Origin of the sequence: Sporosarcina beigongshangi (assembly GCF_033485195.1) — a bacterium.
Classification (GTDB): domain Bacteria; phylum Bacillota; class Bacilli; order Bacillales_A; family Planococcaceae; genus Sporosarcina; species Sporosarcina beigongshangi.
This window is the reverse complement of sequence record NZ_JAWLIR010000008.1, coordinates 138,150-157,653: the sequence shown is the minus strand read 5'-3', so window position 1 is coordinate 157,653 and position 19,504 is coordinate 138,150. Positions and strand designations below refer to the sequence as shown.

Genomic DNA, 19,504 nt, shown 5'->3' with positions numbered 1-19,504 from the left:
TAGAAATTCTAAGGAGTGAATTCCTTTGGAGCAGTTAAAAGAGACGATTAGACAGTTTAGGATTTTTAAAGACTTATGTGATAAAGAAATTGCACCGTTCCTTGAAATCATCAAAAAGAAAAAACTCGACGATAAAAGCATGGTTTTCATGCATGATAATCCCATCACGCATGTCTATTTTGTTAGCACTGGAAAAGTGAAAGTATTCCGAAATGACATGTCGGGTAAAGAACAGATTGTTTGTGTCAAGCAGCCAGGTGATATGTTTCCGCATGTTGGTTTTTTCCGTAAAGGCGACTATCCTGCACATGCGCAAGTCATTGAGGATACTGAACTGTATTTTATTTCGATTCAAGATTTTGAAGAAGTGCTAATGGCGAATCCCCATTTGGCGATTAAATTATTTAGTGTTTTGGGCGATCAGATTGTGGATGTTCAGCAAAGGCTTGAAGAAATGGCGTTGCGTAGTACGAATGAAAGGATTTTATTGCTTCTTTTACGTCTTAGTGAGACACATAGAGAAGAGCAGGCGGATGGCTGGATTAAGTTAAATACAAAATTTACGAATTCAGACCTTGCCAATATGATTGGAACGACGCGGGAGTCCGTCAATCGGATGATTTCACATTTACGAAAAGAACAAGCGATTAAGTTAGTAGAAGGTAGTTACTTCATTTATCCTGAAAAGGTACAAGAGGAATTATCGATATAATTGTGTTCGAATTTTGAGGAGAGGAAAACATAGCTCTCTATTGAATGAAGTTTAAAAGCTATCTCCATTTTGTTTGCATGATTTAGATGCAAATCGAATGGAGATAGCTTTTTCTAATTGAGAATTGAAATAGGAGATTTAGCCGGAAAATGACTATGTTCGATAAGTTGTCACTATTTCAAAAGACCAAGTAATCCGCTTACTTTATATATGGAAAAATAATATAAAATGCGATACCTATGGGCTTTAAGGGGGTTAAATAATTAGTGCAAACATGTTTGATTAGTAACGAAAATATGAGCCTTTTACGAGATTTATCTGGGTGTGTGATTTTAATCACAAATGTGAGAAGCATTATCAACTAGAGTGAAGTTAAGGAAAAACACAGGAGGTGAAGTTGGATGGGAGCTCAAAAAGTGAACATCGAAGATAAGGAGAAGTTTGAACAAGAACATTCACTAAAAGGAACAGTATTTTCCGTAGGTGTTGTAGGGGCAGTTATTCTCGCAATGTGGGTTTTACTATTCGTATTATACATGGGAAGAGTATAGGGAGGGAAAAGACATGAAAATGCACCGTTATGAAGAATTATGGCTCATCATAAGTGGCGGCATGTTGGTTATCTTCATGTTGATCACGGGATATCAAACATTCGCACTAGGCATGGGACCACCAAGTCATAAAGAAACACTAGATCCACAAAAGGTTGATCAAACAGCGCCGTTCGATAACCCAGGTGTTTACGATCGGGGGAACAATGAATACGAAGTGATTATGACGTTACAAACATTCGGCTTTACACCAAGTAATATTGAAGTACCTGTGGGTGCAAATGTGACATTCACAATGACTTCTAAAGATGTGGTTCATGGATTCCAAGTAGTAGGTACTAACTTGAACGCGATGGTTATGCCAGGCTATATTCAAAAAATTACACAGAAGTTTGATGAACCTGGTGAATATTTAGTGTTATGTAATGAATACTGCGGAATCGGTCACCAGATGATGAGTACGACAATTACGGTTAAATAAAGGAGGGAAGGAAAATGGCAACAGCACAGTCACTAAGTCAAAAAACGAATAAAATATTAGGCGTTAACTCTCAAGATGCGAAGCTATCGAAATCATATATGTTTGTAGCATTTACAGCGTTATTAATTGGTGGATTTCTAGGATTAGCACAAGGTCTGGAACGCGCAGGACTAATCCAATTACCATCATGGTTTACCTATTACCAAGTGCTCACAGCACACGGAGTATTACTCGTTCTCGTATTAACAGCGTTCTTCACAATTGGTTACTTTTATGCAGGGCTTTCCCACACTTTAGGGGGACTTCTCCCGAAAGTAAGAACCATGGGCTGGATTGGCTTCTGGATGAAAATCGTGGGATTTGTTATTGCAGTTATACCTATCTTGTTGAATAAAGCAACAGTGCTCTATACATTTTACCCACCAATGGCAGCTTCTCCATTCTTCTATATTGGTTTAGCGTTCATTGTATTAGGAGTCTGGGTTTGTGCGTTTGGAGCATTTATCAACGTAGCAACTTGGAGAAAGCAGAATCCAGGACAAAGTATTCCAATTCTAGCCTTCTTCGCAACAGGTGTATTTGTACTTTTATTCTTCGGAAGTATCGGCGTTACAATTGAAGTCGTTATGCTGATTTTCTGGTCTGCAGGCTTCCTTGAAACAATCAACGTCATGGTCAGCCGAACACTATTTTGGGCTTTTGGCCATACACTGGTAAATATTTGGTATCTAACAGCCGTATCTGCTTGGTACGTCATTGTACCAAAAGTTATTGGTGGCAGACGCTTTAGTGATACGCTAACACGTATCGTTGTCATCATGCTGGTCATTACAAATATTCCTGGTGGGTTCCACCACCAAATTGTTGACCCAGGAATGGCGGAAACATTGAAATTCTTGCATGTCTTTATGAGTTTATCAATCGGTTTACCATCTCTTATGACAGCGTTCGCGATGTTCTCAGTATTTGAACGCACAGGTAGAAGAAAAGGCGGTAAAGGGCTACTTGGTTGGTATAAAAAATTGCCATGGGGAGATGTTCGCTTCCTCGCACCGATGATTGCGATGATTGCATTCATCCCAGCAGGAGCAGGTGGTATTGCACAAACAACAAACCAATTGAACCAAGTTGTTCACAATACATTATGGGTTGTTGGACACTTCCACTTAACAGTAGGTACATCCGTTATTCTAACATTCTTTGGAATTAGTTATTGGTTAGTGCCTTACTTATCCAAACGGGTATTAACACCGGCGATGAATAAATTAGGGGTTATCCAAACGATTATTTGGACAGCAGGTATGCTGTTCATGTCGGGTTCGATGCACTGGGTTGGCTTACTCGGCTCACCACGTCGAACATCTTATACAACATACGGCGATAACGCAACCGCGCTTGGTTGGGATCCATACATGATCCTACTCGCTATTGGTGGAACACTACTAATCATCGGTGTTGTAATCCAAGTATACGCAGTTTTCAATATGATGTTCCTAGCACCAAAAGGCGTAACAGAATTCCCAATTGCTGAGCCAGAGGAAAACGAAACAAAAACACCGCTTTGGACAGATCGCTGGGGACTATGGATTATCATTATGCTGTTAGTCGTATCAATGGGCTATGTCGTTCCGTTAGTAGACTTAATTGTAAATGCACCACCAGGTTCGCCGCCAATTAAAACTTGGTAACGGACTAAACGGAGAGATAGCCAGTACCAAAGGGGCTATCTCTTTTCGTTTATCTAAATTCAGATAAAGCCTCCGGCGGATGTCACAGATTAAACCATGAGGGAGTGATCGATTATGATCCACAAGCGACATAATGTACTAGCGACAATCATCGTTCTACTCTTTGGCTTTGTTCTATTTTATGTAGGAACTGATCAGTTCAGTGCATTTACTGCGGAAACGGCGCGGGTGAATAAGTTAGTGGAGGAAAAACCGCAATTTCCTGATGTTACATTTGAAGATAGTAAGGGGCGCACTTATTCAATTGATGAATTTAAAGGAAAATATGTTTTCATTACATTTATTTATTCGATGTGCACAACAGTTTGTATTGATTTGGAAATGAATATGGACCAGGTATATGATTTAATTCCAAAAGAGTATATCGGAAAAGACATACAGTTTTTAAGTATTAGCTTTGACCCTGAACGCGATGATCCCGAAAGATTAGATATTTATAAAAATCTATTTACGAATAGTGATGGAGAACTATGGCGAATGGCAAGGATTAAGGATCAGAAGGAACTACAATTCTTGTTGGATGAGTTTGGGGTTATTGTAATTCCCGATGAATATGGAAACTTCGCGCATAATTCAGCATTCTATTTAGTTGACAGGCAAGGTACTTTAGCGGAGGTCTTAGATTATAAGAAGATTGAGGAAGCAGCGAATGCAGTCATCAAAATCCTTGATGAAGAAGCAGGTGTGTAGGCTATGAAACAATTTAAGTACGGTTTGGTACTCTATCTATTTTTAGTCCTTCCTCCGGTCGCAAATGTGTTGGAGTCAATTATGATTATGCATATGCATATGCAAATGCCGTTATTTGTTATGGCAGGTTTTTTAATGGCGAAGCTATTCCAACAAAAGTTTCCACGCTTCTTTGACAAATGGAATGGTAATGGGATACCTGGTATTTTGCTATTTTCTATCATTATGATGTATTGGATGATTCCCCGAACAATGGACGAAGCATTGACTATGCAAAGTATAGAGTTATTTAAGTTCATCAGTTTACCTTTTTTAGCGGGGATTCCCCTGCGCGATAGCTGGGGAAAAGTGAGCTTACTCATAAAAAAGATTGTCTTTACTAGTTTTACAATTGTCTTTTTAGCGATGGGGATATTGTATATTATGGCACCTGTTCAATTATGTAATAATTATTTACTAATTGAGCAAATCATACTTGGGTGGGGCTTTTTAACGACCTCCTTCGTAATGATTATTTACTTATTCTATTTCCGATTTACTGATCGATCACCAGGGGAAGTATAATGTCGATGAAAAGCTGATTGCATAAAGCGGTCAGCTTTTTGCATTCTAATTATCTATTGAATAGGTCGTTCTACTCGTATATAATGATAAATAACTATCTGGAAGATTCAGATAATTTAAATTGATAGTAGCAAAAAAATTATGCAGGGGGGAATTATTATGAAGAAGACAGGTCGTTTCTTGTTATTCGGAGTTCTTTTAGTTAGTTTAAGTGTTGTATTGTTTGGATGTGGGACAAAGGATTCAGGTTCATCAACGAATGTTGGGGGGGGAGAAGTTGAGGAAGATGCTGAAGGCGTTCGCAAGCTGACTGTTGGAACTGATGCAACGTATGCGCCGATGGAATCGATGGACGAAAAAGGGAATATTGTTGGGATTGACATTGATATTGTGAAAGCGATTGCAGAGGCGGCAGGCTTTGAAGTGGAATTTAAAAATATAGGATGGGAACCACTATTTCCAGCAGTAGATAACGGTGAAGTAGATTTTGCTGTTTCTTCCATAACGATTACAGAAGACCGTCAGAAAACATATGACTTCACAGATCCATATTTTAGCGCCAACCAACTTATTCTAGTTCCTGAAGATTCTTCAGTAGAAAATTTTGAAGACTTGAAGGATAAGCGTGTAGCTGTTCAAATTAATACAACTGGCCATATTGTTACAAAGGGCTTGTTAGGGGACACAAGCTCTAAAATTGTGGCAGCAGAAACTATGCCATTGGCGATTAGTGAAATGATCAACGGTAATGCTGATGCTGCTGTAGGGGATAATGCTGTTATTATCGATTACAAAGCTAATAATCCGAAAGTACAATTGAAAACAATTGAGGATGCTAGTTTTGAAAAAGAATTTTACGGATTAATGGTTAAAAAAGGGAATACAGAAATTGTAGAATTGTTGAATGAAGGAATTCAAATCATCAAAGACAACGGGAAATTGAAAGAAATCACAGGTTTTGATTTAGAGTAAAGAGCTCTCTACATCAAGCTGTGATAGGGGAGTGGTAGATTTGGATTTCTTAGATATACGTTGGGATATGTGGGGGATTATTTGGAATTATCGTGAATTATTTATTCGCGGGATCGGAATTACAGTATCACTCACGCTAATTAGTTACGTATTAGGGCTTATCTTAGGGTTATTCGTCGGTATGGGGAAGCTGTCAAAAAAGAAATGGCTGTACTATCCATGTAAGTTCTATGTAGACTTTTTCCGTGGGACGCCGTTGTTAGTACAAATTTTATTAATTCATACAGCGGTGATCCCGGGGATTTTCGGTCATTCCTTAGGCTATTTCACATCAGGGGTCATTGCGTTAACCTTGAATAGTGCCGCTTATAATGCGGAAATTATTCGTGCAGGTATTCAGTCGATTGAAAAAGGGCAGATGGAAGCGGCAAGATCCCTCGGTATGACAACAGTGATTGCGATGAAGAATATTATTTTACCGCAAGCTTTTCGCCGCATGGTCCCACCACTGGGGAATGAATTGATTGCCTTGTTAAAAGATTCATCATTATTGATGGTCATCGCAGCAAATGATATATTGTTTGCAGGTAAAGTTGTTGCTGGAGCTACGCTAAGATTTTGGGAGCCATATATTATGGTTGCGATTCTTTACTTATGCTTAACCTTTGTACTAGGGAAATTGATTTCGTATGTGGAAAAACGCTTTAGTAATAGTTATATCCCGATGCGAAGAAAAAGCTCTTTTTTATCACGGCGTTCTTGAAAGTAGGAAGGTGAATAAGATGATCAAGGTCCAAGGGTTAGTGAAATCATTTGGGAAGTTGGAAGTGTTAAAGGGCATTGATTATGAAGTGAGAGAAAAAGAAATTATTTGTGTCATTGGCCCAAGTGGTTCAGGAAAAAGTACTTTTTTGCGATGCATTAATTTGCTGGAGGATATTACGGCTGGGGAAGTTTTTATTGACGGTGTGAAGGTCAATGATCCCAAAACGGATATTAATGAGATTCGCAAAGAAGTGGGGATGGTGTTTCAGCAGTTTAACCTGTTTCCGCATATGCGCGTCATAGATAACATTACAATTGCTCCGAAAAAAATTAAAAAAATGAATGCGGCGGATGCTGAGACGCTCGCTCATCAATTGCTAAAAAAGGTCGGACTTGCGGATAAGGCGAATGTTTATCCCGAGCAATTATCAGGTGGTCAAATGCAGCGTGTTGCGATTGCTAGGGCTTTGGCTATGCAACCGAAAATCATGCTATTCGACGAACCAACTTCGGCACTTGATCCAGAGATGGTCAATGAAGTGTTAGATGTGATGAAGCAGTTGGCGCAGGAAGGCATGACAATGGTTGTTGTTACGCATGAAATGGGCTTTGCGAAAGAAATGGGCGACCGTGTGTTATTCATGGATGGCGGTTATCTAGTAGAAGAGGGAACGCCTGACCAGGTGTTCAATGCGCCGAAAAATGAACGGACGAAAGCATTTCTGAGCAAAGTACTGTAAGGGAAAGCCGTACTATTTCAAAATGATTTGAGATAGTATGGCTTTTTGGCGTCGTTGTTTCTATTAGGTGTAGCATTAAATGATTGATGAATAGGACAAGGTGGTTGTTAGGATGAAAAAATGGACGAGCGAAGTTGAGATTAATGCATCGATTGAGAAGGTGTGGCAGTTATTTGACGGTTCTTTAGAAAATATGCAAAAAATTATGCCGAAAGTTGTTGAAAACAAGCCAGTAACGATAACGGAGGAAAAGGTTGGAAGTATCTATTTGCAACAATATCAAGAAGGTAAGCGTGTGATGGAATACGAGGTAAAAACGTTAGAGTATAGCGATTCTGCGGACGCAAAAAAGATGAAAGCCGGTTTTACACTCGCTAACATGTTTGATATAACAGCACGCTACGAATTGACCAAAATTGATAATACTACAACCTTGTTTACCTATACAACGACAAATCGCCCATTAAAATGGTTTGTGAAATTATTTTTACTATTTGGCAATGATAAAGTGGTTGTTGAATTTGTACAACGCGTAAAAAAAGTCGCTGAATCGGAAAACTAAAGTGTGGTTGACGTAAACGAGCCATTCCATCATTGAGATAGAATGGCTTTTACATATCTACTTATTTGGGAATATAGCGCTATAGCGGGGACTATATATATGACTCGCACTGGATCAGTGATATAAGTAAATCTTCAAATCATCATGGTCATCAAGTGTAGCAAGTAAAATATCCTGTGCATTCACGTTAAAGATTGAAAATTTATTGTCCAACCATACATTATCTTTACCCGATTGATGTAATGCGTTGAAGTCGATTTTTCCTTCTTTAATGATTATGTTTGGAAATGAAAATGGCTTTTTGACCAATTGCATATCCTCTGGGGTCAGTGCTTGTAGCTGAGGCGACAGGAAAAATGAAATGGTACCATCCGGTTCCCATTGTGCTAGAGTAACCTGACTGACAGCCTCGATTTTTTCCTTGCGTAATTCTGATAATAAATGATCGATTGTGATTCTTGCTTTTGCTAAGCTTGCATAAATTATTTCACCATTTTTGATCAAGGGATAAGGGGGAGGCTCAAACCACTTTCTGAAAGTATTCCATTTTAAACTCAAAAACACGAAAAAAATATATAAAATAATTAATACTGTCGTTGTGATCAAGGATCCTTTCATTCCTAATTTTTCGTCTGATAACGGGTGCGCAAGAATATTTCCGAGTATTAAAGCAATGGTAAAATCAATGAGTCGTAACTGTGAAATCGATCGTGCACCCATCATTTTCGTTGCGATTAGCAGGAAGAAGAATGAAATAATTGCTCGCAAAATCCATTGGATGGACGTCAGTGTCTCTTGTCCATAAAAAAATCCATAGATCCTCACATCCCTAATGATTGTTAGATTTCAGTCATTAGTCTTTCCGATAATCCGAAAATTATGTGATGAAATGTGAGATGATTTCAAATGACAGGTTATTGTTATGAAAAATCTCTCACTACGTATGGCATCATGTACAATCGAGAAGAACTATTGCATGAAGAGAAGTCGATGCTATACATAAAGGTGATCAATTGGACAAATAGGATTTGAAGTTATCGAGGTATCGTGACAATAGTGGAAAAGAGAGAAGGTGGAACAATGATTCGGACGATAGGACTTACACATAACGATGAATTTATTTTTGATTTTCCATTGGCCGAAATATCGACCCATTCATTGAAGTGGTACTGGGTGGATTTTGATCAGCCAGATACCGATGAGGAATTGATGCTTCATTCGGTCTTCAATTTTCATCCGCTTGCTATCGAAGATTGCCTACATCGTTTACAACGGCCGAAGCTAGATTACTATGATGAGTATGCATTCTTTGTACTGCATTCCCTACGTCATGACGATTTAGCAGCTGAAGAGTTAAATCTGTTTCTTGGTAAAAATTTTGTTGTGACGTTTCATTACGAGGATATACAAGAATTGACGCAAGTACGCGAAAAGATTGTGCACAATACGAAAAAGTGGGATCGGGATCATGTGTTTACTGCCTATCAAATCATTGATCAAGTCGTCGATCACTATTTCCCCATCCTTTATAAAATTGAAGACCATTTGAATGAAATCGAAGATCAGCTGTCGCCAACAACCGTTCATTTGTCAATGGATTATGTCTTTGAAGTTCGTAGTGACTTGTTGCGTTTACGGCGTACGATTTTTCCGATGCAGGAGCTTTTATATCGAATGCTCTATTCAGAGCGATTAGGCTTAACTTCAAATGAGCGAGCTTATTTCACAGATATTTACGATCATTTGCTGCGGTTAGGAGAAATCATAGAAGCGAATCGTGAACTAACGGCTGATATAAGGGATAGCCAGCTATCCATCAATTCGAATCGGATGAACAGTATTATGATGACCTTGACAATTATTTCGTCCATCTTTATCCCGTTAACATTCATAGCTGGTGTGTATGGGATGAATTTCGATTACATGCCGGAATTGCATTGGCGTTATGGCTATGGAATTGTCCTTGGAGTTATGCTCATGATAGGAGTAGCTATGGGGATGTTCTTTAGAAGCAAGGGATGGTTGCGCATATTTAAGTCTTAATCATCATTCCGGTTGTAAAAATAAATGCCATTGCATCCGTTTGAGATGTAATGGCATTTTTACTAGTATGGGAACATCTTTATTCGTCACTCACCATTTTTTATACGGCAAAAACTTACCGTCTAATGTGACAACGACACGATCGCCAGCAGGGTCTTCTTTTTTATCGATATCCATTGTGAAGTCGATTGCGCTCATAATGCCATCGCCAAACTTTTCGTGAATGACACCTTTGATAGTAGTACCATACACTTGCAAAATTTCATGGAAGCGATAGAGCAACGGGTCGACTGGAACACTTTCATCCAATGAACCTTTTAATGGGATTTGTTGCAGTGAAGCTGAAATGGATGCATCTAATTCTAGTAAGTTTACTAATTTATCGGCTTCTTCAGCACTCATCGTTGCCTGTCCCATAATTGCGGAGGCTGTCCAAACAGGGTGGCGTCCAACAGCTGCTGCAATCGCGTCGAACGTTAATCCTTTATCCCTTTTTGCTAATAAAATCGCTTCTGTTGCCATTTCTTTAGAAATATTCGTCATGGAAATTAGCTCCTTTGCTAGTAGAGGATTTGTTACTACTAGTTTACCATTTTGATAATTGTGGAAGCCATTCATTCGAGTGAAATGTGCATTTTAAATATAGATTTAGGGCGGAATTGTGACTTAGACCTTATTAGCTAAGTTCAAACGTTTGTATTGCCTCATATTTTGGTGATTGATTAGGATGTACAGCAAAAAGTGAAAATGACTCGACCGGCACTTCAATCGGGTGGATCTTCTTCTTTTGAATCGAAGAAGCCTCTGTCGTTTTACGTTTTTTGGCAATGGTGATATGGGGAGTGAAACGCTCTGAAATCGATTTCTCCAATTGTTGGGCAACGCTGTGCTCAATCTCATGCTGTAGAGAGGATAGAGTGATTGATTGTTCAACTGATAAATAGACTACGCGTGGGCCAGATGCAGCACCGAAATACGATAATCCGTTTACGGTGATAGGAAATGCACGATGTTGTACAGCAATTTTAGCAAGTCTACTCTTTAGCGAGGGTAGATGCTCATCCGACACCGCACCTAAATAAAGCAATGTCACATGTAAATCCTCCACATGTGGGATTACTTTATAAGCTGTCTCAAGTTGATATTTCATTTTAAACAATTCAACAGTGTCTTTAAAGGTTGATGGAATGGGAATCCCAATGAAATAATGTTGTTGCAAAAAAATACCTCCCAAGTTTAGAATTTTTTTTTTGGATAGGATAGCATATTGTTCGATATGTTGATATAATCTATATTATTAGAAAAATGAATTCCGCAAATCGCAATTAGGAAGGAATATCATTTAAGCTATCTAATTGAGCTTATCTTGGTATTCCTTTTTAGTACCAATTGATTGGAATGAAAAATAGGAAAAGGGAGATGCAACATCATGGGAAAACACATAATCGACATTACATTAAGTGAAACAAAAAAGCAAAAACCGTTATCCGATCAATTGGAATTTGGAAGAGTATTTACAGACCATATGTTTATTGCGGATTACACGGAAGGGCAAGGCTGGGGTGGGCATCGAATCGTTCCCTATGCACCGATTGCATTAGATCCAGCGGCTACTGTTTTTCACTACGGTCAATCTGTATTTGAAGGCATGAAAGCCTATGTAGGTAAGGATGGTAAGGTTCTCTTATTCCGTCCAGAGGAAAATATGCGTCGTATGAATCTGTCATGTGATCGCTTATGTATGCCTCAATTTACGGAGCAAAGTGCAATTGAAGCATTGGAGGAACTGTTAGTCATTGATAAAGAATGGATTCCTACAGCCGAGGGTACATCATTATACATACGCCCATACATGATCGCAACTGAGCCTTATTTAGGTGTAGCACCAGCGAGAAAATATCAATTCGTTATTATTCTTTCCCCAGTTGGATCGTATTATAAGGAAGGTATTCACCCGGTTAAAATTTTGGTTGAAGATGATTATGTGCGTGCGGTTGCAGGCGGAACTGGGATGGCGAAAACGGCTGGTAACTACGCATCTGGTTTAAGAGCGCAGGAAATTGCTGATCGAAAAGGCTATTCTCAGGTGCTATGGTTGGACGGAGTGGAACGAAAATATATTGAAGAAGTGGGTAGTATGAACGTCTTCTTTAAGATTAACGGCGAAGTAATAACACCTGCTTTGAATGGTAGTATTTTAGAGGGAATAACGAGAAAATCGATTATCCAGCTATTAAAGCATTGGGATATTCCGGTCATTGAGCGTAAAATTTCGGTTGAAGAAATTTACGAAGCAAACCGTGCAGGCACTTTAGAGGAAGCATTCGGAACTGGGACGGCAGCTGTCGTATCTCCGATTGGTGAGCTGAATTGGCGTGATGAAAAGCTAGTCGTTAATAACGGCGATATTGGCAGTTTATCGGAAAAACTATATAACGAGTTAACGGGTATTCAGTACGGTAAAATAGCAGATCCATTTGATTGGGTTGTTGAAGTTGTAGAACCGGCTAAGGCGTGATGAATATTGGACGAAAAGGGTAGCTCCATAGGGGGCTACCCTTTTGTTGTGCCAGTCGTTGGGTGAATTGCATATAGTAATGATGCATCTATAGGCAAAATGGAAGGGGATTACGTGGACAAATCATCTGAAAATGACAGGCAGATTGTCGCTGGAAATAGCAAGGATCGGCAGTTGGAACAGTATCGTGTGGATAACTTTGGCAAGAAGATGACGACCAATCAAGCGATGAAAGTTTCGAATGACGAGGAGTCGTTAAAAGCAGGGGTGCGCGGTCCGACGTTAATGGAGGATTTTCATTTCCGGGAAAAAGTGACGCATTTTGACCATGAACGAATTCCGGAGCGAGTTGTTCATGCGCGAGGATATGCGGCGCATGGGGAATTTGAATTGTATAAGTCGATGAAGGAATTTACAACAGCGGGATTTCTACAGGAACCTGGAACGATTACGCCTGTATTTACTCGTTTTTCGAATGTTGTAGGTAGCTCAGGATCGGCAGACACCGTACGGGATGTTAAGGGGTTCGCTGTAAAGTTTTATACGGAACAAGGGAATTATGATCTTGTTGGTAATAATATTCCGGTGTTTTTCATTCAGGATGGATTGAAGTTTCCAGATTTGATTCATGCAATTAAGCCTGAGCCCCATAATGAAATACCGCAAGCTTCCTCCGCACATGATACATTTTGGGATTTCGTTGCTAACAATCAAGAATCAGCACATATGATTATGTGGCTAATGTCAGACCGAACAATTGCAAAAAACTTTCGCATGATGGAAGGATTCGGCGTTCATACTTTTCGATTTGTCAATGCACAGGGAATATCTAGATTTGTGAAGTTTCACTGGAAGCCTTTGCTTGGCGTCCATTCACTTGTGTGGGATGAAGCACAAAAAATATCTGGTAAAGATCCTGACTTCCAACGACGTGATTTATGGGAGTCCATTGAACATGGCAATTTTGCTGAGTATGAGCTTGGCGTCCAAATGATCAATGAAGAAGACGAATTCATGTTTGATTTTGATATTTTGGATGCGACGAAACTATGGCCAGAAGAGATTGTCCCTGTTCAGATATTCGGCAAGATGACGCTAAATCGCAATGTAGATAATGTTTTTGCGGAAACAGAGCAAGTGGCTTTTCATCCTGGCAATGTAATCCCGGGCATTGATTTTACGAATGATCCGCTCCTGCAAGGAAGGCTGTTCTCTTATTTGGATACGCAGCTGATTCGACTTGGGGGACCAAACTTCACGGAAATTCCGATTAACCGCCCTGTTTGTCCATTTCATAACAATCAACGCAATGGGTACAGCCGGCAAACGATTAATGTTGGGCAAATCAGCTATCATAAAAATTCGCTTGCGGATAACACACCGTCGACATCTACGGCACAAGAAGGCGGATTTGTTCATTATGCAGAAAAAGTAGAGGGGCGTGTCATTCAAGCACGCAGTGAGTCGTTTAAGGATTTCTTTTCACAGGCGAGGCTTTTCTGGAACAGTATGTCGCCTTGGGAGAAGCAGCATATTATTGATGCGTTCACCTTCGAAGTTGGCAAAGTGAAAAGCAGGAGTGTCCGTCAGCAGGTAGTCGATATGTTTGCACATGTGGATAGGGAGATGGCAACGCTGATTGCAGAAGGCGTTGGCGTAAACCCACCAACTGCCGAACAGTCTACTGTCACAGCGTCATCACCAGCGCTGAGTCAGGCTAATACGCTACACGTGCCGCAGACGCTGAGGGTTGGTGTGCTAATCGGTAATGATTTTAATGGTGCGGAAGTGAAGGCAGCTGTGCGGACGTTTAGGGATTATGGAGTCACGGTTGATATTGTTGGTGAAAAGTTAGGGACTGTGCAAGGGGCAGATGGGCTAAAAGTAATGGTAAATGAGACGTTTTTGACGACGGATCCTGTGTTGTTTGATGCATTGTATGTTGTGGGCGGAACTGCGACTAATCAAGCAAAGTTTAACTATGATATTGAGTATTTTATTGATGAGGCATTTAAGCATTTCAAGCCGATTGGTTTTGCAACAACAGGTTTGCCATTTTTTGAAGCATCGGATGCAAAAGCAGGGCCGGGCATTGTCTTTGCGAGCGATAATCCAAATTTTGATCAAGAATTTGTGAAGGCAATTGCGCAGCAGCGGTTTTGGGATAGGCAGGTTTATTAGGGAGGAATGCAGTTCAATTCCTCCCTAATAAAGTCTCCGGCGGATGTCACGGATTAAAAGAAATGCCGCCCTAAGTAGGTATTTGGGGCGGTGTTTCTTTATCTCGCTAAAGAGTCTGAAAATGATGTATACTGGATTGTATATGAAAAAAAGGAGATGATTCAATATGATAACAACACTAATTTTCGATTTAGACGATACATTACTATGGGATAAAAAAAGTGTGGCGACGGCGTTTCGGAAGACGTGTGAACGGGCGGCGCAGGTGCATGCTGCTGTTGATCCGGTAGAGCTTGAAGAAGCGGTTCGGGCAGTGGCAAAGGATTTATATGCTGCATATGATACATATGAGTTTACAAAAATGATTGGCATTAATCCATTCGAAGGGCTTTGGGGTACGTTTGACGACGCTGCGGAATCCTTTCAGAAGATGAAGGAGATTGTGCCAGGGTATCGCCGCGAAGCATGGACAAAAGGATTGCAAAGGCTTGGAATTAAGGATATTGAGTTAGGTAGTGAGTTGGCGGAATTATTCCCTGCGGAGCGGAAAAAGTATCCTTTCTTATACGAAGAAACGTTTAGTGTGTTAGATAAGTTAAAGGGTGCCTATCAACTTGCATTATTAACGAATGGCTCGCCGAGCTTACAGCAGACAAAGCTAGAAATTACGCCTGAAATTGCTCCTTATTTTGACCATATCGTCATTTCGGGTGCATTCGGTAAAGGGAAGCCGGACGTGTCAATTTTTCATCATGTACTAGAAACTTGCGGTGTCACAGAAGGTGAAGCGTTGATGATTGGTGATAATTTGATGACGGATATTTTAGGTGCGTCACACGTAGGGATGCGCTCGGTTTGGATTAACCGAGAAGGTATGGAGCTGGCAGAGGGCAGCACGCCGACGTATGAGATTGATAATTTGGAGAAGCTGTTCCCAATTTTAGAGACGTTAACGAAGGAGGAGGCCATCCGATAAGGAGGCTTCTTTTTTTATGAGGGTATTCGCGGACTGTCAGAGTAATTTGGTGAACTGTAAGGGTCATTCGGTGAACTGTAAGAGAAAACGGTAAAACTATAAGAGAAAGTACCGAAACTGTAAGAGTATTCGCGGACTGTCAGAGTAATTTGGTGAACTGTAAGGGTAATTCGGTGAACTGTAAGAGAAAACGGTAAAACTGTAAGAGAAAGTACTGAAACTGTAAGAGTATTCGCGGACTGTCAGAGTAGTTCAGTGAACTGTAAGAGAAAACGATTAAACTGTATGAGCAGGTATTGAAACTGCAAGAGTATTCGCGGGCTGTCAGAGTAATTCGGTGAACTGTAAGAGACAACGGTAAAACTGTAAGAGAAAGTACAGAAACAGTAAGAGTATTCGCGGACTGTCAGAGTAATTCAGTGAACTGTAAGAGAAAACGATAAAACTGTATGAGCAGGTATTGAAACTGCAAGAGTATTCGCGGGCTGTCAGAGTAATTCGGTGAACTGTAAGAGAAAACGATTAAACTGTATGAGCAGGTATTGAAACTGCAAGAGGATTCGCGGGCTGTCAGAGTAATTTGGTGAACTGTAAGAGAAAGTGATAAAACTGTATGAGAAAGTACTGAAACTGCAAGAGTATAGACGGACTGTCATGGAAATCTATGATTCTACGCCAATACCTAATTCAACCCCATAAAACCCCACTTCATCGCCCAAAAGCATTCTTGGGGATGAAGTGGGGTTTTTCGATCAACACAAATTAAAGATCAATTGCAATTACATCATAAATATCTTCAAGCTCTTTTAATCGTTCGACGTTTGTTTTTTCTACATGATGATCGACAGTTAGCATCATGATTGCATTGCCGCCAACTGTTGACCGGCCAACTTGCATTGTTGCGATATTGATATTCTCGACGGCGAGCAATGTGCCAACGCGTCCTATTGCACCTGGTTGGTCCTTATGCTTGATGAACAGTAGGTGACCCTCAGGACTAATATCTACCAGATTATCGTCGACTTTGACGATACGAGCGCCTAGTCCGTTTAGTAGCGTTCCAGAAACGCGCCGCACGCCGCTTGCTGTTGTCACTTCAACAGTTACCAGGTTAGAGAAGCCTTTTGTCGTAGATGTCTTGTGTTCATTCACCTTGATACCAAAACGCTCTGTCAAAAACTTAGCATTGACGTCGTTAACATGGTTGCCTAGGTTACGTGTTAGCAAACCTTTCAAAGTGTTGCGTGTCAATGGACGAACGTCCGACTCAGCAAGATCACCAGAGTAGTAAATGTTCACTTCTTCAATTACTTTATTAGATAGACGAGATAAGAAAATCCCAAGTTTTTCTGCCAAGTCAAAGAAGGGCTCAATTTTAGCCAATACTTCCTTCGATACGGACGGTAGATTCACGGGATTGCGAACCGTACCTCCACTGAAGAAATTGACAACGTCGCGGCTGACATCGATTGCGACGCTTTCCTGTGCTTCGATTGTGCTTGCGCCTAAATGTGGTGTCGCAATGACTTCTGGCAATGTCAGTAGCTTGTGACCGACAAACGGCTCTGTTTCAAAGACGTCGAGTGCAGCTCCTGCTACTTTCTTCGCAACAATTGCATCGTACAATGCGTCTTCGTCGATAATACCACCGCGTGCACAGTTCACAATTTGCACGCCGTCCTTCATAATTTCAAATGCTTCTTTATTAATCATATGCTTTGTTTCTTTCAATAAAGGTGTATGGACGGTAATGAAATCAGCTGCTCTAAGCACTTCTTCGACTGTACCTAACGTGATACCCATTTTCTTCGCTTTTTCCTCTGTTAAAAATGGATCGTAAGCAATGACGCTCATTCGTTGTCCTTTCGCCCTTGCAGCTACTTCTGCACCGATTCGTCCAAGGCCAACAACACCGAGTGTTTTATTTTTTAATTCCACGCCGATGAATGATTTACGATCCCATTGCCCATTTTTTAATGAATTAAAGGCTTGTGGGATTTTACGAGCGAGTGACATAAGCATAGCGATTGTATGTTCAGCTGCTGAGTTTGTATTGCCATCAGGAGCGTTGACAACGATAATTCCTCGCTCCGTTGCGGCATCTAAGTCGATATTATCAACGCCAACACCTGCACGTCCAATGATTTTTAGATTAGTTGCTTTTTCGATGATTCCGCGTGTGACCTGTGTTTGGCTTCGGACGATTAATGCATCAAACTTTTCGATTTTTTCAGCGAGTTGTTCTGGTGTATTTGTTGTATCTATGACAATATTAAAACCTTCTGCTTGTCGTAATGGAAAAATACCGTCTTCACTTAGTGGGTCACTGATGAGTATATTAAAAGCCATTTAAACCAACACTCCTTCATTTACATAGATTTGTTGTGCCGCCGCAACGCCTGTGCCTAATGTAATTTGTTTGCCGACTTTGAGTAAGCCGATTTCAATCATACTAATCGTCTGAAGAACGTCTGCTGGCGAGCAATAGCCCATATGACCAACACGGAATATTTTGCCGCTTAAATGCTGTTGTCCGCCTGCTACTGTGAGCCCGAACTCTTGTTTAACTACTTTTCTGAATGCCTCAGCGTCAAAGTCCTCTGGTTGAACAGCCGTTACAGTAGGAGCAGCGTCGGCGTCAGTTGTTAATAAAGGAATACCGAGTGCTTTGAAAGCTGCACGTGTCATGTTCATCATTAATGTATGTCGCGCATACACTTGCTCCAAGCCTTCTGCCGCAATCAATTCAAGCACTTGCTGTAAGCCGAATAATAAAGAAACGGCCGGTGTAAAAGGTGTTGCATCATTTTGAAGATTATCACGGTATTTTGTGAGATCTAAGTAAAAGCCTCGTTTTGTATTTGATTCGATAACAGTCCATGCACGTTCACTTGCTGCGACGAACGTCAGACCAGCCGGTAGCATAAATGCTTTCTGAGAGCCCGTTACCATAATGTCGATTCCCCAAGCATCCATTTCTGTTTGCACACCGCCGACACAAGATACGCCATCGACGACGATGAGCGCATCTGATACTTCGCGGACTGCCGTTGCTAGCTCGTGGACAGGATTCAAAATACCTGTAGAAGTTTCGCAATATGTAGAGAAGACAGCTTTAATCGTTGGATTCGTCTGTACATATTGTTTAACGTCTTCTGCCTGGAGTGCTTGACCCCATTTCACATCTAAGCGATGGACTTTAATGCTATACGCGTTACAAATTTTCGTGAAACGATCACCAAATGCCCCTGTGACAACAACGAGTACTTCATCGCCTGGCTGAACGATATTGACAACAGCTGCTTCTAAGCCTGCTGTTCCACTGCCTGTAATGACTGCAACATCTTGTGTTGTACCAAAGATTTGTTGAAGGCCAGGTTTGACAGACTTCACTATAGCTGACACTTCTTTCCCACGGTGCCCAAGCATTGGTTGGCTCATCGCTCGTTGCACACTTGGCGGAATCGGACTTGGTCCTGGAATTCTTAGAAACTGTTGATCTTGTAACATACTGTTCTCCTCCTAATGAATGGTTTTATTAATAAAAATCAATTACGCCTCGGCGTAATTGCGTCTGGATTTTGAATTGAGCAAGCTCGATTAATTCCTTTCAAAATCCGTGACATCCGCCGGAGGCTTTATTTTTATTCAGCAGGAACTTGAACTTCTGCTGAATAAAAATAAAAAAAGCCTTCCGTCCCTTACAAATAATTGTAAGGGGCGAAAAGCTAGATTAGCTCACGCGGTACCACCCTGATTTACTGTCAGCAACTATATACACAATCTGACAGTCTTCGTTAGCATGCTTAACGGGCATGTGGCGGATTGGCTTACTGCAAATTTCAGCCTCTCAATTCCGAAGTGCTACTTTACGTTGAAATCACTGATTCACACCATCCATCAGCTCTCTTAAGATTTCATCACTTAAAGCCTGTCTTCATCATTACATTTTGAATTGTTATTGAATTTAGAACTTATCATAACAAATGAAAAACAAATGT

General features: G+C 40.6%; 19 protein-coding genes and 1 other annotated feature. Of the genes, 14 read left to right on the top strand and 5 right to left on the bottom strand.

Annotation, left to right across the window (positions count from 1 at the left end; translation table 11 throughout):
- The first annotated feature begins 25 nt into the window (after nt 1–25).
- The 10 genes from R2B77_RS06650 (at nt 26) to R2B77_RS06605 (ending at nt 7,785) form a co-directional block, all read left to right on the top strand.
- Nucleotides 26–712: a Crp/Fnr family transcriptional regulator gene (locus R2B77_RS06650; protein ID WP_203247097.1), complete on the top strand. Its 687-nt coding sequence runs from the start codon at nt 26–28 to the stop codon at nt 710–712.
- Between the two features lie 401 nt (nt 713–1,113).
- Nucleotides 1,114–1,263, top strand: coding sequence for a hypothetical protein (locus R2B77_RS06645; RefSeq protein WP_203247098.1), 150 nt, complete (start codon nt 1,114–1,116; stop codon nt 1,261–1,263).
- A 13-nt stretch (nt 1,264–1,276) separates the two neighbouring features.
- Nucleotides 1,277–1,744 (top strand): cytochrome c oxidase subunit II, encoded by a 468-nt coding sequence (locus R2B77_RS06640; RefSeq protein WP_203247099.1) that lies wholly within the window; start codon nt 1,277–1,279, stop codon nt 1,742–1,744.
- Between the two features lie 14 nt (nt 1,745–1,758).
- Entirely contained in the window at nt 1,759–3,432 is a 1,674-nt protein-coding gene (locus R2B77_RS06635; RefSeq protein WP_203247100.1) for a cbb3-type cytochrome c oxidase subunit I, read from the top strand.
- Nucleotides 3,433–3,546: 114 nt separating this feature from the next.
- Nucleotides 3,547–4,182, top strand: coding sequence for an SCO family protein (locus tag R2B77_RS06630; RefSeq protein ID WP_203247101.1), 636 nt, complete (start codon nt 3,547–3,549; stop codon nt 4,180–4,182).
- 3 nt (nt 4,183–4,185) lie between these two features.
- Entirely contained in the window at nt 4,186–4,746 is a 561-nt protein-coding gene (locus R2B77_RS06625) for a hypothetical protein (protein ID WP_203247102.1), read from the top strand.
- Nucleotides 4,747–4,905: 159 nt separating this feature from the next.
- Nucleotides 4,906–5,718, top strand: a complete 813-nt coding sequence (locus R2B77_RS06620; RefSeq protein WP_203247103.1) for a basic amino acid ABC transporter substrate-binding protein — start codon at nt 4,906–4,908, stop codon at nt 5,716–5,718.
- Between the two features lie 40 nt (nt 5,719–5,758).
- Nucleotides 5,759–6,481, top strand: coding sequence for an amino acid ABC transporter permease (locus R2B77_RS06615; RefSeq protein WP_203247104.1), 723 nt, complete (start codon nt 5,759–5,761; stop codon nt 6,479–6,481).
- Between the two features lie 19 nt (nt 6,482–6,500).
- Nucleotides 6,501–7,223 carry an amino acid ABC transporter ATP-binding protein gene (locus R2B77_RS06610; RefSeq protein WP_203247105.1) on the top strand — a complete coding sequence of 241 codons (723 nt, stop codon included), beginning with the start codon at nt 6,501–6,503 and terminating at the stop codon, nt 7,221–7,223.
- 112 nt (nt 7,224–7,335) lie between these two features.
- Complete coding sequence (locus tag R2B77_RS06605) at nt 7,336–7,785, top strand: SRPBCC family protein (protein WP_203247106.1); 450 nt, start codon at nt 7,336–7,338, stop codon at nt 7,783–7,785.
- A gap of 114 nt (nt 7,786–7,899) precedes the next feature.
- Here the strand turns inward: R2B77_RS06605 and R2B77_RS06600 are convergent, their stop codons facing one another.
- The gene (locus tag R2B77_RS06600) at nt 7,900–8,610 is read right to left on the bottom strand and encodes a DUF421 domain-containing protein (RefSeq protein WP_203247107.1); all 711 of its coding nucleotides are present in this window, start codon (nt 8,608–8,610) and stop codon (nt 7,900–7,902) included.
- Nucleotides 8,611–8,865: 255 nt separating this feature from the next.
- Between R2B77_RS06600 and corA the strand changes: the two genes are divergently transcribed.
- The gene (gene corA, locus R2B77_RS06595) at nt 8,866–9,828 is read left to right on the top strand and encodes a magnesium/cobalt transporter CorA (protein ID WP_203247108.1); all 963 of its coding nucleotides are present in this window, start codon (nt 8,866–8,868) and stop codon (nt 9,826–9,828) included.
- 90 nt (nt 9,829–9,918) lie between these two features.
- On the opposite strand, the gene cynS is transcribed toward corA, so the two are convergent.
- Nucleotides 9,919–10,371 (bottom strand): cyanase, encoded by a 453-nt coding sequence (gene cynS, locus R2B77_RS06590; RefSeq protein ID WP_203247109.1) that lies wholly within the window; start codon nt 10,369–10,371, stop codon nt 9,919–9,921.
- A 133-nt stretch (nt 10,372–10,504) separates the two neighbouring features.
- Nucleotides 10,505–11,047, bottom strand: a complete 543-nt coding sequence (gene thpR / locus R2B77_RS06585; RefSeq protein WP_203247110.1) for an RNA 2',3'-cyclic phosphodiesterase — start codon at nt 11,045–11,047, stop codon at nt 10,505–10,507.
- A 210-nt stretch (nt 11,048–11,257) separates the two neighbouring features.
- Here thpR and R2B77_RS06580 point away from each other — a divergent pair, with 210 nt between their 5' ends.
- The 3 genes from R2B77_RS06580 to R2B77_RS06570 all read left to right on the top strand — a co-directional run bounded on the left by R2B77_RS06580 (nt 11,258) and on the right by R2B77_RS06570 (nt 15,503).
- A complete protein-coding gene (locus tag R2B77_RS06580; protein WP_203247111.1) occupies nt 11,258–12,346 on the top strand; it encodes a branched-chain amino acid aminotransferase in 1,089 nt (362 codons plus the stop codon).
- Between the two features lie 99 nt (nt 12,347–12,445).
- A complete protein-coding gene (locus R2B77_RS06575) occupies nt 12,446–14,527 on the top strand; it encodes a catalase (protein ID WP_212391347.1) in 2,082 nt (693 codons plus the stop codon).
- A 166-nt stretch (nt 14,528–14,693) separates the two neighbouring features.
- On the top strand, nt 14,694–15,503 hold the full coding sequence (locus R2B77_RS06570) for an HAD family hydrolase (protein WP_203247113.1): 810 nt from the start codon (nt 14,694–14,696) through the stop codon (nt 15,501–15,503).
- A 762-nt stretch (nt 15,504–16,265) separates the two neighbouring features.
- Here the strand turns inward: R2B77_RS06570 and serA are convergent.
- Both serA and R2B77_RS06560 read right to left on the bottom strand, forming a co-directional pair.
- Complete coding sequence (gene serA / locus R2B77_RS06565) at nt 16,266–17,852, bottom strand: phosphoglycerate dehydrogenase (RefSeq protein WP_203247114.1); 1,587 nt, start codon at nt 17,850–17,852, stop codon at nt 16,266–16,268.
- A complete protein-coding gene (locus R2B77_RS06560) occupies nt 17,853–19,013 on the bottom strand; it encodes a pyridoxal-phosphate-dependent aminotransferase family protein (protein ID WP_203247115.1) in 1,161 nt (386 codons plus the stop codon).
- A gap of 203 nt (nt 19,014–19,216) precedes the next feature.
- Nucleotides 19,217–19,456: a binding site (T-box leader), on the bottom strand.
- Nucleotides 19,457–19,504: the final 48 nt, after the last annotated feature.

What these genes read in the sequence shown, in the direction of transcription:
- R2B77_RS06640 (WP_203247099.1), top strand. Translation starts at nt 1,277, where the DNA reads ATGAAAATGCACCGTTATGAAGAATTATGGCTCATCATAAGTGGCGGC.
- R2B77_RS06635 (WP_203247100.1), top strand. Translation starts at nt 1,759, where the DNA reads ATGGCAACAGCACAGTCACTAAGTCAAAAAACGAATAAAATATTAGGC.
- R2B77_RS06570 (WP_203247113.1), top strand. Translation starts at nt 14,694, where the DNA reads ATGATAACAACACTAATTTTCGATTTAGACGATACATTACTATGGGAT.
- R2B77_RS06605 (WP_203247106.1), top strand. Translation starts at nt 7,336, where the DNA reads ATGAAAAAATGGACGAGCGAAGTTGAGATTAATGCATCGATTGAGAAG.
- R2B77_RS06580 (WP_203247111.1), top strand. Translation starts at nt 11,258, where the DNA reads ATGGGAAAACACATAATCGACATTACATTAAGTGAAACAAAAAAGCAA.
- serA (WP_203247114.1), bottom strand. Translation starts at nt 17,852, where the DNA reads ATGGCTTTTAATATACTCATCAGTGACCCACTAAGTGAAGACGGTATT.
- R2B77_RS06630 (WP_203247101.1), top strand. Translation starts at nt 3,547, where the DNA reads ATGATCCACAAGCGACATAATGTACTAGCGACAATCATCGTTCTACTC.
- R2B77_RS06625 (WP_203247102.1), top strand. Translation starts at nt 4,186, where the DNA reads ATGAAACAATTTAAGTACGGTTTGGTACTCTATCTATTTTTAGTCCTT.
- R2B77_RS06610 (WP_203247105.1), top strand. Translation starts at nt 6,501, where the DNA reads ATGATCAAGGTCCAAGGGTTAGTGAAATCATTTGGGAAGTTGGAAGTG.
- cynS (WP_203247109.1), bottom strand. Translation starts at nt 10,371, where the DNA reads ATGACGAATATTTCTAAAGAAATGGCAACAGAAGCGATTTTATTAGCA.
- corA (WP_203247108.1), top strand. Translation starts at nt 8,866, where the DNA reads ATGATTCGGACGATAGGACTTACACATAACGATGAATTTATTTTTGAT.
- R2B77_RS06575 (WP_212391347.1), top strand. Translation starts at nt 12,446, where the DNA reads ATGGAAGGGGATTACGTGGACAAATCATCTGAAAATGACAGGCAGATT.
- R2B77_RS06560 (WP_203247115.1), bottom strand. Translation starts at nt 19,013, where the DNA reads ATGTTACAAGATCAACAGTTTCTAAGAATTCCAGGACCAAGTCCGATT.
- R2B77_RS06645 (WP_203247098.1), top strand. Translation starts at nt 1,114, where the DNA reads ATGGGAGCTCAAAAAGTGAACATCGAAGATAAGGAGAAGTTTGAACAA.
- R2B77_RS06620 (WP_203247103.1), top strand. Translation starts at nt 4,906, where the DNA reads ATGAAGAAGACAGGTCGTTTCTTGTTATTCGGAGTTCTTTTAGTTAGT.